The sequence below is a fragment of the Streptomyces sp. NPDC006879 genome, from assembly GCF_042869595.1.
Lineage (GTDB): Bacteria > Actinomycetota > Actinomycetes > Streptomycetales > Streptomycetaceae > Streptomyces.
Genome location: NZ_JBIAGC010000036.1, coordinates 25,598 through 40,013 on the forward strand (window position 1 = coordinate 25,598; position 14,416 = coordinate 40,013).

Here is a 14,416-nt window from a genome sequence, read left to right on the forward strand (position 1 = left end):
GACGCTCCACTTGTGGGATCTGGCGCACCGCCCGAGCGCCGCTACTCCGAAGGGCTCCGGCCGCTCTCGCCCGAACGCGTGCCCCCGGTTTCTGAAGCCCGCCGGTGGTCAACACTTCCACGGACCGTCGCAACGACCCCGCACAAGGAGTACTCCATGCGCGTACGTACGACCTTCGCCGCCCTCGCTCTCGCCTCCGCTGCCGTCCTCGCGGGCGCGGGCGCCGCCAGCGCCGACTCCGATGCTCACGCGGTGGCCATCGGCTCGCCCGGCGTGCTCTCGGGCAACGTCATCCAGATCCCGTTCCACATTCCGATCAACATCTGCGGGAACAGCGTCAACATCGTCGGGGCCCTCAACCCGGCCGCCGGCAACCTCTGCGTCAACGCCTGATCCTCACCTCCGGGCGCCGTGGCGCCCAGCCGGTGCCCGGGGCCGCACGCCTTCGGGCGCCGGCCCTGGGTAGGCTCCGCAGTTGGATCCCGTGCGTGGCGAGACGAGGGAGGGCGGATGGCCGCTGACCGCTTCGACATCGCGACCGGAGACGGTCCGGCACCCGCCAAGGGGCCTGCGCGCGACGCCGAGGTCCGCGGCGCCTTCGAGTCGCTGCTCCAGATCCGGCGCTTGGTCAACCATCCGGGCGGGGCGTCCGTGCCCGCCCCTTGGGAGCTGCGCCAAGCCGAGCGCGCGGTGGCCCTCTCCCTGGAAGCCGCGGGCATTCCGCCCTCCGCGACCGGCGTGGAGGGGCTGCGCACCGCTACCGGCTATCGGGTGGCCCGTGGAGAAGACCGGGTGGTGCGGGTCCACTGGCTCGGTCCGGTCGGTGCCGGGGCCGGCTACGAACAGGACGAACGACTCGCCGAATGCCGCGCGGTCCTGACCCGGCTCGGCTGGGAAGCGCTCTTGTACCGGGGGCCGAAGAACCGACGCTACTTGGAGATCGAGCTGGCCCCCAATGCGGGGAGGTCCTCCCGGTAGAGGAGGGTCAGGTCGTCGGTGTCCGGGTCCGGCAACTGGGCCACCCGACTCGCGTGGCGCTCCACCATCGACTCGAACGTCTGGCGGGCCGTGCGCCCGTTGCCGAAGGCCGGGCCCTTCGGCAGCACCGTGAAGTACGTCAGCAGGGCCTCGGCCGCCCCGGCGCCGAGTCGGTACTCGTGCTCCGTCGCCTGCTGCTCCACGATCCGCAGCAGTTCCCGCGGGCTGTAGTCACCGAAGGTGATGGTGCGGGAGAAACGTGAGGCCACGCCCGGGTTGACGGTGAGGAACCGCTCCATCTCCGTCGTGTAGCCGGCGACGATCACCACGACCTCCTCACGGTGGTCCTCCATCAGCTTGACCAGGGTGTCGATGGCCTCCCGGCCGAAGTCCCGCCCGGAGTCCTCCGGGGACAGGGCGTAGGCCTCGTCGATGAACAGCACCCCGCCGCGCGCCCGGTCGAAGGCGTCCTGGGTGCGGATCGCGGTCGAGCCGATGTGCTCGCCGACGAGGTCTACCCGGGAGACCTCCACCAGGTGCCCGCGCTCCAGGACACCCAGCGAGGCCAGGATCTCCCCGTACAGACGCGCCACCGTGGTCTTGCCCGTGCCGGGGGACCCGGTGAAGACCAGGTGCCGTCGTACGGACGCGGCCTTGAGGCCCGCCAGCTGCCTGCGGCGGCCCACTTCGATCATGTCGGTGAGGGCGCGCACCTCGCGTTTGACGCTCTCCAGGCCCACCAGGGCGTCGAGTTCGTCCAGTACCGCCTTCGGGTCCTTGGGGTCGACGTCGTCCCGCCCGGCCGGTGGGCGGGCGTCCGGCTCCGTCGAGGTGGTGGGGCGCTGGTCCGGTACCGCGGACAGCAGTCCCGCCGTCGAGACGGCCGTGGAACGCACCGCCGTCTGGGTGAGGACTCCGTGCGGTGCCTCCCGGGCGCCGCTCTCGTCACTGGTGCAGTCCTCGACCAGCGGGCCCTCTTCGGCGAACTCGTAGCCACCGCGGGTGCACCGCTCGGTACGGCAGCGCGCCAGTGCGGTCCTGCAACCGTCGAGGACGTGGAAGCCGAAACCTCCGCTGCCCGTCACCCGGCAACCGCGAAAGGCGCCGCGTCCTTCCGCGGACACGTAGAAGCCCGCTTCGGCGGCGGAGGTCACCGTCACCCGGTCGACCTCCGGATCAGCACCCTTGGTGACGATCACGCCGGTCTGCACCGCGTCGATCGTGCAGTCCGCCAGCGAACCGCCGCTGCCGTGGTCGCGGAACCAAGCACCCGTGGTGGCTTCCCGGATGCGGCAGTCGTCCAACTGGGCCGTCGCTCCGTCGCTCACCGAGACCGCCGTGTTGCGCACCTGGGAAAGGTCGCTGCCGAGGACCTCGACCCGGGAGCCGCGGTCCAGTACGAACAACGCGTCCGGTACGTCATGGACGCGGCAGGAGTCCAGTGAGACCGAGGCGCCGTCGCTGACCCATACGGCCGGGTAGTCGCCGGTGCTGTCGTGGAACTCGCAGGCCTCGGCGTGCACCCGGGTGCCCGGGTCCCAGACGGACAGTCCGTTGCGGCCGAACCGCCGGATCTTGCTCTGGCTCAACTTGAGCACCGACCGCGAGCGCAGGTCCACCGCGTTCTCGGGGATGTCGTGGATGTCGCAGTCGCGCAGAGTGAGTACGGCATCGGTGTCCAGGGTGACCCCGTCGCCGGAAGTACGGTGCACCTGGCAGTCGGTCAGTTCCGCGGTGGCGCGGCTCGCGATGTGCACGCCGGTGCCCTTGACCTCGTACACCTCGCAACCAGCTGCTTCGATGCCGGAGCCGTCCCCGGTCACGGTCAGTCCCGCGCTACCGCTGTGGTGGATTCGGCAGCGTTCCAGCCGGGGGCGCGCACCGCCACGGACCAGAAGCCCGGACTGCCCGGCCGCTACCACCTCGCACTCCTCGAACACCCCGCCACCGCCGTCGACCACGGCGATCCCCACCCCAGCCGGATTGTCCACGGTGCAGCGCCGCACCGTGGGCCGGGCGCTGCCCCGCACCTCGATGCCGGCAGCGGAGCGGGTGACCACGCGAAGGTCCGTCAGCTCCGCCGCTCCGTCCTCGACCAGGAGCGCGGGGGCCGCGGTGTCCTGCCCCTCAAGGCGCAGGTCCGCCACGGTGGCCGCGGCGCGTAGGGTGAGGGCCACCCCGTCCACCGGGGCGATCCGGACGGACCCCGGCGACCCATCCGGGCCCCGCAGGGTCACGGCCCGGGTCACCACCACGTTCTCGCGGTAGGTGCCGGGGGGCAGGGTCAGGATGTCGCCGTCGCTCGCCGCTTCCAGGGCGGCGGTGACGGTGGGGTACTCGCCCGTGCGGCGTCGCCACCGCGAAGTGCCGCTCTGCGTCAGCTGGACCGTGCCCTGAGCCATGGTGCTGTCGTGCCCCCACCTTGTACCGCCGCGACCGATCTGGCCGCGTCCACCGTAGCGCGCGCGGCGCCGGGGAGTTGCCAGCTCAGCTGGCGGCGTTCGGTCAACCTGGCCGCGGCGGACCCAGTCCTCCCGCGGGTCCAGGCGCTCGTACCACTGATGCATGAGTTGTCCTACGACCGTTGCGTGGAGCCGACTTGGGCCCGCCCCGAGGCACCGGGCCGCGGCCCGATGCGGTCCCCGCGCTCCGGCCGGACCGCTTCACCTGGTCTCACCCGACGGTCATTGCAGGACGCGCACCTCGTCGCCGAGTCGGAGGACACCCGTGTGCTCGGGGATGAGGTTCTGGCCGAAGACCAGCCGACCGTCGATGCGGCGGTGGCGCGCGAGGGTGCGCAGTGGCTCCTTGCCGCGCTGTGCGCTGTGTTGGTCGGTGGTGGTCACCACGCACCGGCCGCACGTGCGGGCCACCCGGAAGGTGATCTCGCCGATCGAGATGCGCCGCCATTCGTCCTCGGCCCATGCGCCACTTCCGGACACCACGACATTCGGCCGGAAACGATTCATCGGGAGTGGACCTTCAAAGGCGTGATCTCCCTGCGCAATCAGGGAGTTGAGGGAGTCCAGGGAGGAAATGCTGGCAACGAGAAGCGGAAATCCGTCGGCCAGCGACACGGTCTCGCCGGGGAGGGAGAACCTCGGGTCGATCTGCCGCCGGTGCTCGGGTGCGTCAAGGTGGACCAGACGCACCCGCGCTCCGAGGTATTCGCTGAACCAGTCATGTGCCGACGTGGCAGCCGCCACCGCCTCGATCTTCTTCCCGAAGATCTCCACCGGCACGGTGCCGGTCGGCTCCGGAACCGCGATCTCCAGCGGATCGAGACCCGGCCCCGTCACCTTGATCCGGCCGCCCCCCAGCGGTTGTGCGGTGGCGAGCGCGAGGCGCGGCTGCTGACGTTGGGTGACCACCGCATGGTCGGCGTCGATCACCGCCCAGCGCCGATCCCCGGCGGGCCCCCAGGGCTCCACGGCCATCTCGTCGGGAGCAATCCCCGCTACCGACTTGACGGGATGGACGTGGAGCGCCGCAAGCTGTATCCGTGACATGGGTGCATCCTGCCAGCACCCTCCGGCTCCGGGGCCACCCCCTGGTCACCACGGCGTTCGGTGCCTGCGACCTGGGCGCCCTCGCTCAGTAGCCGCGCCCCTGGTAGGGCCTCCCGTAGGGGTCCTGGTACGCGGACGGGGTGGGTGCCTGCATCGGCCTTGGTGCAGCCGGTCGCATCGCCTCGTACCCGGTCGCGGTGGCCGTCGCCACGGGCACCGGCGCGGGCATCGGCTGCTGGGGCGCCGGATACCCGCCGCGCGGCGGGTACCCCTGTTGCGGGAACTGCGGTGCCGGTGCCGGCTGGAGTGGCGCAGCCTGCTGCGGGTACGGGTAGCCGTACCCGGGGGCGGGCTGCTGGGACGGCCCGGCCGGTAGCGCCGGCAGCGCCGCCGGCCGGGCGGGCAGGTAGCCGTTGGACGGCGCTTGCGGGGCCGCTACGGCGAACGGGGACTCGTAGGCGGCGGGGACCCGGATCGGGGCGATCTGTGGGGTGCCCCGCTCGGCCACGAGCGAGTCGTAGATCGGGGTGTCCGGAAAACTCGGCGCGGAGGAGTAACCGCCGCCGTAGGTGGAGCGGGGGGGAGTCATGGCACATAAGTTAAGCCCACGATGTGCCGGTTGGGGAGTCCGAATAGGGGGTTCTTTATCGCCGCCTGAGCCGTCGTGGATCCCCAATGCGAGCGAACACGGGAAAAACGGTCGTCACGGGACCTCAAGATGGGGTGAAAGCCGACGTTGCGCTGGGGTTACCGGCGGTCCGGCGAGGTCTTTCCGAGGTCTTTCCGTTCCACCTCGGGGCATCGGATCCGCCGCCGGTCCTCACGTGACCCTTACGTCGCGCTTATGGGTTACCCACGGGCTGCTACCGAGAAGTCCGGGTAATAGGTTGCCCGTGGCGGCGGTCGGCTCCGGCACACTTCAGGACGGGTGACAGATATGACGATGCGCAAGGGAAGCAACCTCGCGGTTGCGGCCTCCTCCCTCCGGGTCGAGCTCGGCTGGCGGACCGGCGCCACGGTGCCCGAAGTGGACGGCTCGGCGCTGCTCCTGTCCGCCGGCAAGGTGCGCGCCGACGGCGACTTCGTCTTCTACAACCAGCCCGCACACGCCTCCGGAGCGGTCCGCCACGAGGGCCGGACCACAGCGGGCGAAGCCGTGACCGAAGCCCTGGCGATCGACCTCGCACGCATCGAGCCGGCCGTGGACCGCGTCGTCCTGGCCGCCTCCGCCGACGGCGGTACCTTCGCCGCGGTCCCCGGCCTCTTCGTACGCGTCCTCGACGCGGCCGACGGGGCGGAGATCGCCCACTACGCCCCCGAAGGCGCCACCGTGGAGAGCGCCTTCGTGCTGGGTGAGCTGTACCGGCGTCAGGGCGTCTGGAAGTTCCGGGCGGTCGGCCAGGGATACGACACCGGGCTGGCCGGGCTCGCCGGCGACTTCGGCATCCGCGTCGACGAACCACAGCACCCCCCGGCCCCGGTCCGCCCCGCACCGCCCGTGGCCCCCGCCCCGGTCCGCCCGAGCCCGGAGCCGACCCCGCCCGCACCCGTACGCCTCACCAAGGTCACCCTCACCAAGGAGGCCCCCAGCGTCCGGCTGGAGAAGCAGGGCGGCACCTCCGGAACGCTCCACGTCAACCTCAGTTGGCGGACCCGCACCGGCAGCGACGCGCCCACCCCCCGCTCCGGCTGGGCGGCCACCCTGGGCCGGTCGCTCACCGGGCCCTCCGCACCACTGGACCTCGACCTGTGCGCGCTCTACGAGCTCACCGACGGCCGCAAGGGCGTGGTCCAGGCCCTCGGCAACGCATACGGCTCGCTGCGGCAGCCTCCGTACATCCACCTCGACGGGGACGACCGCACCGGCGGCTCCGCCGCGGGTGAGAACCTCACCCTCAACCTCGACCACCGTGACGAGATCCGCCGCGTGCTCTTCTTCGTCACCATCTACGAGGGGGCGCGGAGCTTCGCCGACCTCGACGCCACCGTCACCCTCAAGCCCCAACACGGCGCGCCCATCGAGTTCTCCTTGGGGGAGTGCACCCTCCCCTCACCGGTGTGCGCGCTCGCTCTGCTCAGCAACACGGGATCGGACCTGCTCGTCCAGCGCGAGGCCCGCTTCCTGGTACCGCAGCCGGGCGCGAGCCCCCAGGTGACCGTGGACCGTGCCTACGGGTGGGGCATGCAGTGGACGCCAGGCCGCAAGTAGCGCCCCCGACCGCGCCCGGGCGTCTGGATCGCCCCGGGAGCAGGCACGGCCGGTCGGTCAACCCTCGGAGGTCCCGGCCGGCCGGGCGTACGTCCGGCCCTTCCAGGCCGCACCCCGGCCCCGGTAGTGCTGCAAGGCCGAATCGAGCGTCATCAGCAGGTACAGCAGCGCGGTCACCGGCAAGGTGGGCGCGAGCCAAGGAGACTGCCGGTAGTAGCGCAATATCGGCAGGTAGGTGCCCGCCATCACCAGCCAGGCCAGGCCGCCGGCCCAGGCCAGCGGAGCTCGACCCGTCGACACGCCCACGCAGAGCGCGAGCGGCGGCACCAGGTAGACCACGGTCAGGGTGACCGCGGTGCCGGCCAGGAGCAGCGGGTTGTGGCGCAACTGCGCGTAGGCGCTGCGCGAGACCATCCGCCACAGGTCGGCCAGTCGGGGATAGGGGCGGACGCTGTCGACCCGCTCAGCCAGTCCCAGCCAGATCCGGCCCCCTGCGCGGCGCACCACCCTGGCAAGCGAGACGTCGTCGATGACGCAGTCCCGGATGGCGTCCGGCACGCCGACGCGCACCGCGGTCACGGTGCGCAGCAGCACGCACCCGCCGGCCGCCGCCGCCACCCGGCCGCGCCGGCGGTTGACCCACCGGAAGGGGTAGAGCTGGGCGAAGAAGTAGACGAAGGCGGGAACGACCAGCCGTTCCCAGCCGCTGGCCACCCGCAACCGGGCCATCTGGGAGACCAGGTCGAGCCCTCCGGTCTCCGCGGCGGCCACCAACTCGCGCAGACTGTCCGGCTCGTGGGCGATGTCCGCGTCCGTGAGCAGCAGGAACTCCGGCTCCCGGAGCCCACCGGAGCGGGCCAACGCGATCCCGTGCCGCAGTGCCCACAGTTTGCCCGTCCACCCCGACGGCGGTTCGCCGGGCGAAGTCACCGTCAGCGCCAGCCCGCAGTGACGAGCCGACAGCTTGCGGGCGAGGGCCCCGGTGCCGTCGGTGCTGCCGTCGTCGACCAGGATCACCTCCGCCTCCCCTGGGTAGTCCTGGGCCAGCAGCGAGGGCAGGCTTTCGGGAAGCACCTCCGCTTCGTCGCGGGCCGGTACGACGATGGCGACCGACGGCCAGTAGGGCGGGTCGGAGCGGACCGGTAAGCGGTTGTCCGTCCGCCAGAAGAACCCCTGGCCGAGCAGGAGCCACAGCCAGGCCGCCAACGCGGCCACCGCCGTCCAGCCGAACCACCCGCCGACCTCGATCATCGGACACCCCCTGCCCCATGGCCCTTGCACGCCCCCGGCGTTCGCCGTGCCGCGGTGGCTTTCCCCCGGTCCGGAGCGGGCCCGGGGACACGGGAGCGGGTCGAGCGGTGCCCGCCCCGTGCTTCCGGGTGACCGCAGCCGTGGCCGGTCGCCCGCGCGGGCCGGCCGCCCGGCCCCATCCGCTTCAAGGCGCTCATCCGCCGAAGTCTGCCGGACCAGCGCCGCACCGCAAGCCCCTGCGCCCGTGTCCTCGGGCGTGTTCCACGCGGGCGTCCGAACCCATCGGCGTGTCGGCGGACCCACACCGCCCACCCACCCCTGTCGTCTAAGGTGACCAGGTGAAAATCGCGCTCATGGACTCCGGAATCGGCCTCCTGCCGGCCGCCGCCGCGGTGCGGCGCCTGCGCCCCGACGCGGATCTGGTGCTCTCCTCCGACCCCGACGGGATGCCCTGGGGCCCGCGGACCGCCGAGGACCTCACCGAACGAGCCCTCTCGGTGGCCCGGGCAGCCGCCGCGCACCAGCCCGACGCCTTGATCGTGGCCTGCAACACCGCGTCCGTGCACGCCCTCCCGGCGCTGCGCGCGGCTCTGGAACCGGCGATCCCGGTCATCGGGACGGTACCGGCCATCAAACCGGCCGCGACCGGCGGCGCCCCCGTCGCGATCTGGGCCACCCCGGGCACCACCGGCAGCCCGTACCAGCGTCAACTGATCCGCCAGTTCGCCGACGGCGTCGACGTCACCGAAGTGCCCTGCCCCGGACTGGCCGACGCGGTCCAGCAGGCCGACGAGGCAGCCATCGCCAGGGCGGTCGCGGCAGCTGCCGCACTGACCCCGTCGACCATCGGATCGCTCGTCCTTGGCTGTACCCACTACGAGCTCGTCGCCGAACCGATCCGCATCGCCGTCCTCGCCCGCACCCGCGCAGCGGCGATCGAACTGCACGGATCGGCCGAGGCGGTCGCCGTGCAGGCGCTGCGCCGCATCGGGGCCGAACCCGATCCCCAGGCGCCCGCGGTCGGGGGGCTACGGGTACTCCTCAGTGGCCGGGACGGCGAGCTGCCGTCCCCGTCCCTGGGCTACCCCGAGGGACTCCTGCTGGCGGGGGCCCCGGCGGCCTCGGGATGAGCCCGACGCAGTCGTAGCCCGTGCCGCCGCTGCGGAACGTGAGTACGCTGTTACTTATGAGGGATCGCTCCCGCCCGCGTCCTGGGACCTTGTGGATCGGCCGGGCGACCAACCGGGCCCAGTGGGTGCTGGCGGTCGCCGGCGCGGCCTGCATGGCGTTGGGCATCACCTTGGCTGTGGACTCGGCGTGGACTTCGGGAATCGCCCCGCTGGCGATGTCAGTGGTGGGCTGCGTGGCTGCCGGGCTGCTCATGCTCTACGGGACGCTCGCCTTCGTCCACGTGGCCGTCACCCTCGACGGCGAGGCGATGGAGGTCCGCTGCGGCCACATCGGGGTGCCGCGCCGCAGGATCCTGCTGGATCAGATTGCCGACGCCCAGTTCATCGACCGGGTCACGCCCCGACAGTGGGGCGGCTGGGGGTACCGCTGGCGCCCGGACAAGGGCACCGGGGTGATCGTGCGGCGCGGGGAGGCCGTGGTGCTCAGGCTGGGCGACGGGCGGCTGTTCACAGTGACCGTCGATGACGCCGAGACCGCCGTGCGCATCATTCGCGAGCGACTGGGCGGTTCCACTCCCGAGGGCCTGGCCGGGCCGCCCCGCTGAACTGCGGCTGAGGGCCGTCCCGCAGTACCCGGCGGATCGGCCTGCGGCGTCGGATGCGGCGCGTCGCGGGGCGGAGGGTCCCTCCTGCCGGGTGCATTCGGGTGATTGGCAACGCGGCGAGGCGCCGCAGCAGCCGGCCAGCTCCCGGCCGCACCCGGCACCGTGCGCCGAAGGAGGCCAGGGGCGGTCGGGGGGTGCGGCACCCCCCGACCCCGAACCACGCGTGGGCGTCAGGAGCCGTAGACTCCGCCGACATGAGCACCACCCGCACCGCACCACCACAGCCCACAGCGCCCTCCGACGCGCCGCGGGCGTCCTGGCTGCGGCGTCCACGTCCTGCCGCGGGCGCCCTTGCGGCCGGCGTGCTGCTCTACCTGAGCTTCCCGCCCCGTCCCTTGTGGTGGTTGGCCCCGCCCGCCCTTGCGCTGCTCGCCGGCTGCCTCCACGGACGCCGTCCGCGGGCCGCCTTCGGCCTCGGTCTGCTCACCGGGCTGGGCTTCCTCCTGCCGCTGCTGGTGTGGACCGGTGAAGAGGTCGGCCCGGTGCCGTGGCTCGCGCTGGCGACGGTGGAGGCACTGTTCATCGCCGTCGGGTGCGTGGTCATCGCGCTGGTCAGCCGGCTGCCACTGTGGCCGCTGTGGGGCGCTGCCGGATGGGCCGCCGCCGAAGCGGCACGGGCCCGACTGCCCTTCGGAGGCTTCCCCTGGGGGAAGGTCGCCTTCGGGCAGGCCGACGGTCTCTTCCTGCCGCTCGCCGCCCTGGGCGGCACCCCCGTGCTCGGCTTCGCCGTGGTACTCGCCGGTTTCGGGCTCTACGAGACCCTCCGTCGACTGCTCGCTCACCGGCGCGCGCCGGGACCCGGCGCCGTCCGGCAGGCCGTCGCGGTCGCCGCCCTCACGGTGCTGGTGCCGGTTACCGCCGCCCTCGCGGCGCGACCGCTGGTGAGTGACGCCGCCGAGGACGGCACGGTGACGGCCGCCGTGATCCAGGGCAACGTTCCGCGACTCGGTCTCGACTTCAACGACCAGCGTCGTGCGGTGCTCGACAACCACGTCAAGCGCACCCTGCAACTCGCGGCCGACGTACGCGCCGGGCGGGTTCAGCAGCCCGACTTCGTGGTGTGGCCGGAGAACTCCTCCGACCTCGACCCCTACCGCAACCCGGACGCCTACGAAGTCATCGACGAAGCGGTGAAGGCCATCGGGGTGCCCGTCTCCATCGGGGCGGTCCTCGCTCCGGACACCGGCCCCCTGCGCAACACCCAGATCCTCTGGGACCCCGTGAAGGGACCTGGAGCCACCTACGACAAGCGCAAGATCCAGCCCTTCGGCGAGTACATCCCGATGCGTTCCCTCGCGCGGGTGTTCAGTTCGGACGTGGACCGGGTACAGCGCGACTTCGGGCGTGGCAGCACCCCCGGGGTATTCGACATGGGGGGCGCCCAGGTGGGTCTGGTGACCTGCTTCGAGGCGGCGTTCGATGACGCGGTGCGCGACACGGTGATGGCTGGCGCGCAGGTGGTCTCGGTGCCCAGTAACAACGCGACCTTCGGTCGTACCCAGATGACCTACCAGCAGCTGGCCATGTCCCGGGTTCGTGCCGTCGAGCACAGCCGGGCGGTCCTGGTCCCGGTGACCAGCGGGGTCAGCGCGGTGATCCGCCCGGACGGCGAGGTCGTTCAGCAGACCCGCATGTTCACTGCGGACGCCCTGGTGGCGCGGATCCCGCTGCGCTCCGAACTGACCCCCGCCACCCGACTGGGCCCGCTCCCGGAGTACGCGCTCCTGGTGCTGGCTGCCGGTGGGCTCGGCTGGGCCCTGTTCGGTCGTGTGGCCGAGCGCAGGGTCAGCTGACCGCCGGCGGCACCACGAAGGCGTCGAAGTCCGCATCCGATCCCAGGGCCTGCGACAGGTCCGCGAACTGTTCGAGGCCGTTGACGGACTGCTCAGCCCAGATGATCTTCCCTGCGGGGGTGTAGCGGGTTCCCCAGCGCTCGGCCATCTGCGCCACCAGGAAGAGGCCGCGCCCGCCCTCGTCCGTCGTGGCCGCGTCCCGCAGGTGCGGGGAAGTGCTGCTCCCGTCAGCCACCTCGCAGGTCAGCACCTGGTCGTAGAGCATCCGCACGCGAATCGGCCCGGAACCGTAACGAATGGCGTTCGTCAGCAGCTCGCTGAGGATCAGTTCCGTGCCGAAGGACAGGTCGGAAAGGCCCCAGGCGTCCAGCTGGCGCTCGGCCTCCGCCCGCATGCCCGCCACCTCGCTCGGATCGCCCGAGACGTCCCATTCGGCCACCCGGTCCGGGTCCAGCACCCGGGTACGAGCGATCAGCAGGGCCACGTCGTCCTTGGGGCGGGCCGGCAGCAGGGCCTTGAGCACCGCCCGGCAACTCTCCTCCGGCGGGCGGTCCGGGTGGGAGAGGGCTTGACGCAGCAGTTCGATGCCCACGTCGATATCGCGGCTGCGGTCCTCGATCAGCCCATCGGTGAAGAACACCAACTGGGTGCCTTCGGCCAGCTCGAACTCCGCCGTCTCGAAGGCCATCCCGCCCAGGCCCAGTGGTGGCCCGGCCGGTAGCTCGGGGAACTCCACCGTGCCGTCGGGCCGCACCAACGCCGGCAGCGGATGGCCGGCCCGGGCCATGGCGCAGACTCGGGAGACAGGGTCGTAGATGGCGAAGAGACAGGTGGCACCCGTCATGCCGGCGGCGCCGTTGGCACCTGATTCGTCCTGGTCGATCCGGCCGACCAGATCGTCGAGGTGGCGCAGCAGCTCGTCGGGCGGCTGGTCGAGGGTGGCGAAGTTGTGCACGGCGGTTCGCAGCCGCCCCATGGTCGCGGCGGCGTGCAGACCATGACCGACGACGTCCCCCACGACCATCGCGACCCGGCTGCCCGGCAGCGGGATCACATCGAACCAGTCGCCGCCGACCCCCGACTGCGCGGGCAGGTACCGGTGGGCCGCCTCGACCGCGCTGAGCTCGGGAAGAGTGCGCGGCAGCAGACTGCGCTGCAAGGTCACCGCCAGGGCGTGCTCGCGGGTGTAGCGGCGTGCGTTGTCCACCGACACCGCGGCGCGGGCCACCAGCTCCTCCGCGAGCGAGAGGTCCTCCTCCTCGAAGGGGCCGGGCTTCTCCGACCTCCAGAAGTTCGCCACGCCAAGGATGACCCCGCGTGCCTGCAGGGGCACAGCGATCAGCGAATGGATGCCGTAGTCGACGATCGCTTGGGCCCGCTCCGGATCCTGGGCCTGCCAACCCGGGGCCTCGGCGAGCAGCGGGACGACCTGGGCGTGTCCGGTGTCGAATCCGACGGCCATCGGGGTCGAGGGAACGAACTGGATCAGTTTGCCGATCGGATAGAGCGGCGAATCGTCCCGGATTCCGCTCACCGCCGTTCGCCGCATGTCGGTCTCCGTACCAGCGCCGTTCGGCTCCTCCCCGTTGAGTACGGGGTCGGCGAGGTCGACGGTGACGAAGTCGGCGAAACGGGGGACCGCCACGTCGGCCAGTTCCTCCGCGGTGCGCCGCACGTCGAGCGTGGTCCCGATGCCCATGCCCGCGTCGTAGAGCAGTTTCAGCCGGGTGCGGGCCACCTCTGCGCGGCCGGTGAGTGCCTGGAGCTCGGTCGAGTCACGGATCGTCGCGACGGTGCCCATGGGGCCGCCGGGCCCGTCCGTGGGGCGCTGGTTGACCACCAGGAGCCGGTCCCCGGCCAGGTGGACCTCGTCGGTGGCCGTCCGGCCGGAGGCGAGCAGCTCGGCCGTCCCCGGGTCCAGCCCGGGCAACTCGGCCACGAGGAGTCCTTCGGCGTCCTGATGGAGGTCCAGCAGCCGTCGCGCCTCGTCGTTGGCGAGGAGCAGGCGGCCCTCGCCGCCGACGATGACGACACCTTCGCGGACCGAGTGCAGAACGGCGTCGTGGTGCTCGTACATGCGGGTCATCTCGGCGGGGCCCAAGCCGTGCGTCTGGCGCCGCAGCCACCTGGCCGTCAGTGCGGTGCCGGCCGTTGCCAGCGCGAGGCCCGCCGCGCCGGTGCCGAGGATGACCGGTAGCTGCTGGTTCACCGGGCCGGTGGCGTTCTCGACGGTCAGGCCGGCCGAGACCAGGCCCACCACCGAGCCGTCCGGTGCGGTGACCGGGACCACCGCCTGGAACTCCTCGCCCAATGGTCCCTGGACGCTCTCAGTGATCACTTTGCCGTTCAGCGAGGGTTCGATCGTGCCGACGAACTTCTGCCTGATCCGTTCCGGCTGCGGATGGCTGTAGCGGATGCCGGAGGTGTCCATGACCACGATGAAGTCCACGCCGGCCTTGCGGCGTGCCACTTCGGTCAGGGGCTGGATGACCTTCGAAGGGTCGGGGAGCTTCAGCGCGGCCTGGAGCCCGGGAGAGTGGGCGAACGTTTCCGCGACGGCGATGGACCGGTTGCGTGCCTCCCGATCGCTGTCGTGCTGCGTCTGCAGGAACAACGCCACGATGGCACCGACCACGAGCAGACCGACGATCGCCACCTGGAGGACGAACACCTGCCCGGCGACGCTCTTGGGGCGTCCGCGGATCAACTGCCGCACCGACACACCCCGGGGCCGGTCGAAGGGCCTGATCACGTTGTCCTTTCTAGCACCGCTCGTACCACTGCGGCCACAACCGGGCGGTTTCGCCAGGTGCGAGGCGCATACCTCCCAAGAGCGCGCGCGAAACGCCGGACGGCCCGCTCGGGGCCATCGGGGCGTGCG

The 14,416-nt window shown here is 71.9% G+C and carries 11 protein-coding genes; 6 read left to right on the top strand and 5 right to left on the bottom strand.

The genetic code is table 11. From position 1 onward, the window contains the following. The first annotated feature begins 156 nt into the window (after positions 1-156). Positions 157-393 (top strand): chaplin, encoded by a 237-nt coding sequence (locus tag ACFYMC_RS22825; protein ID WP_388528288.1) that lies wholly within the window; start codon positions 157-159, stop codon positions 391-393. A gap of 117 nt (positions 394-510) precedes the next feature. Next, the gene (locus ACFYMC_RS22830) at positions 511-978 is read left to right on the top strand and encodes a hypothetical protein (RefSeq protein ID WP_388528290.1); all 468 of its coding nucleotides are present in this window, start codon (positions 511-513) and stop codon (positions 976-978) included. Here ACFYMC_RS22830 and ACFYMC_RS22835 read toward each other — a convergent pair. From ACFYMC_RS22835 to ACFYMC_RS22845, 3 genes are all read right to left on the bottom strand, one after another. Beyond that, a complete protein-coding gene (locus tag ACFYMC_RS22835; protein WP_388528292.1) occupies positions 930-3,380 on the bottom strand; it encodes a right-handed parallel beta-helix repeat-containing protein in 2,451 nt (816 codons plus the stop codon). The two genes, ACFYMC_RS22830 and ACFYMC_RS22835, sit on opposite strands and share 49 nt — an antisense overlap. A gap of 282 nt (positions 3,381-3,662) precedes the next feature. Beyond that, on the bottom strand, positions 3,663-4,487 hold the full coding sequence (locus ACFYMC_RS22840; protein WP_388528294.1) for an MOSC domain-containing protein: 825 nt from the start codon (positions 4,485-4,487) through the stop codon (positions 3,663-3,665). Between the two features lie 85 nt (positions 4,488-4,572). Beyond that, the gene (locus ACFYMC_RS22845) at positions 4,573-5,076 is read right to left on the bottom strand and encodes a DUF6643 family protein (RefSeq protein WP_388528296.1); all 504 of its coding nucleotides are present in this window, start codon (positions 5,074-5,076) and stop codon (positions 4,573-4,575) included. A 348-nt stretch (positions 5,077-5,424) separates the two neighbouring features. Here ACFYMC_RS22845 and ACFYMC_RS22850 point away from each other — a divergent pair, with 348 nt between their 5' ends. Further along, entirely contained in the window at positions 5,425-6,696 is a 1,272-nt protein-coding gene (locus tag ACFYMC_RS22850) for a TerD family protein (RefSeq protein ID WP_388528298.1), read from the top strand. 57 nt (positions 6,697-6,753) lie between these two features. On the opposite strand, the gene ACFYMC_RS22855 is transcribed toward ACFYMC_RS22850, so the two are convergent. After that, complete coding sequence (locus ACFYMC_RS22855; RefSeq protein WP_388528299.1) at positions 6,754-7,947, bottom strand: glycosyltransferase; 1,194 nt, start codon at positions 7,945-7,947, stop codon at positions 6,754-6,756. 338 nt (positions 7,948-8,285) lie between these two features. Here ACFYMC_RS22855 and ACFYMC_RS22860 point away from each other — a divergent pair, with 338 nt between their 5' ends. The 3 genes from ACFYMC_RS22860 to lnt all read left to right on the top strand — a co-directional run bounded on the left by ACFYMC_RS22860 (position 8,286) and on the right by lnt (position 11,535). Further along, a complete protein-coding gene (locus ACFYMC_RS22860) occupies positions 8,286-9,077 on the top strand; it encodes a glutamate racemase (RefSeq protein ID WP_388528301.1) in 792 nt (263 codons plus the stop codon). Positions 9,078-9,133: 56 nt separating this feature from the next. Further along, the gene (locus tag ACFYMC_RS22865) at positions 9,134-9,682 is read left to right on the top strand and encodes a hypothetical protein (protein WP_388528303.1); all 549 of its coding nucleotides are present in this window, start codon (positions 9,134-9,136) and stop codon (positions 9,680-9,682) included. A 254-nt stretch (positions 9,683-9,936) separates the two neighbouring features. Then, positions 9,937-11,535: an apolipoprotein N-acyltransferase gene (gene lnt, locus ACFYMC_RS22870; protein WP_388528305.1), complete on the top strand. Its 1,599-nt coding sequence runs from the start codon at positions 9,937-9,939 to the stop codon at positions 11,533-11,535. Here the strand turns inward: lnt and ACFYMC_RS22875 are convergent. Next, on the bottom strand, positions 11,528-14,257 hold the full coding sequence (locus ACFYMC_RS22875) for a SpoIIE family protein phosphatase (protein ID WP_388528348.1): 2,730 nt from the start codon (positions 14,255-14,257) through the stop codon (positions 11,528-11,530). The two genes, lnt and ACFYMC_RS22875, sit on opposite strands and share 8 nt — an antisense overlap. Positions 14,258-14,416: the final 159 nt, after the last annotated feature.

Coding starts and splice junctions, on each gene's coding strand:
- ACFYMC_RS22825 (WP_388528288.1), top strand. CDS start 157: ATGCGCGTACGTACGACCTTCGCCGCCCTCGCTCTCGCCTCCGCTGCC.
- ACFYMC_RS22830 (WP_388528290.1), top strand. CDS start 511: ATGGCCGCTGACCGCTTCGACATCGCGACCGGAGACGGTCCGGCACCC.
- ACFYMC_RS22835 (WP_388528292.1), bottom strand. CDS start 3,380: ATGGCTCAGGGCACGGTCCAGCTGACGCAGAGCGGCACTTCGCGGTGG.
- ACFYMC_RS22840 (WP_388528294.1), bottom strand. CDS start 4,487: ATGTCACGGATACAGCTTGCGGCGCTCCACGTCCATCCCGTCAAGTCG.
- ACFYMC_RS22845 (WP_388528296.1), bottom strand. CDS start 5,076: ATGACTCCCCCCCGCTCCACCTACGGCGGCGGTTACTCCTCCGCGCCG.
- ACFYMC_RS22850 (WP_388528298.1), top strand. CDS start 5,425: ATGACGATGCGCAAGGGAAGCAACCTCGCGGTTGCGGCCTCCTCCCTC.
- ACFYMC_RS22855 (WP_388528299.1), bottom strand. CDS start 7,947: ATGATCGAGGTCGGCGGGTGGTTCGGCTGGACGGCGGTGGCCGCGTTG.
- ACFYMC_RS22865 (WP_388528303.1), top strand. CDS start 9,134: ATGAGGGATCGCTCCCGCCCGCGTCCTGGGACCTTGTGGATCGGCCGG.
- lnt (WP_388528305.1), top strand. CDS start 9,937: ATGAGCACCACCCGCACCGCACCACCACAGCCCACAGCGCCCTCCGAC.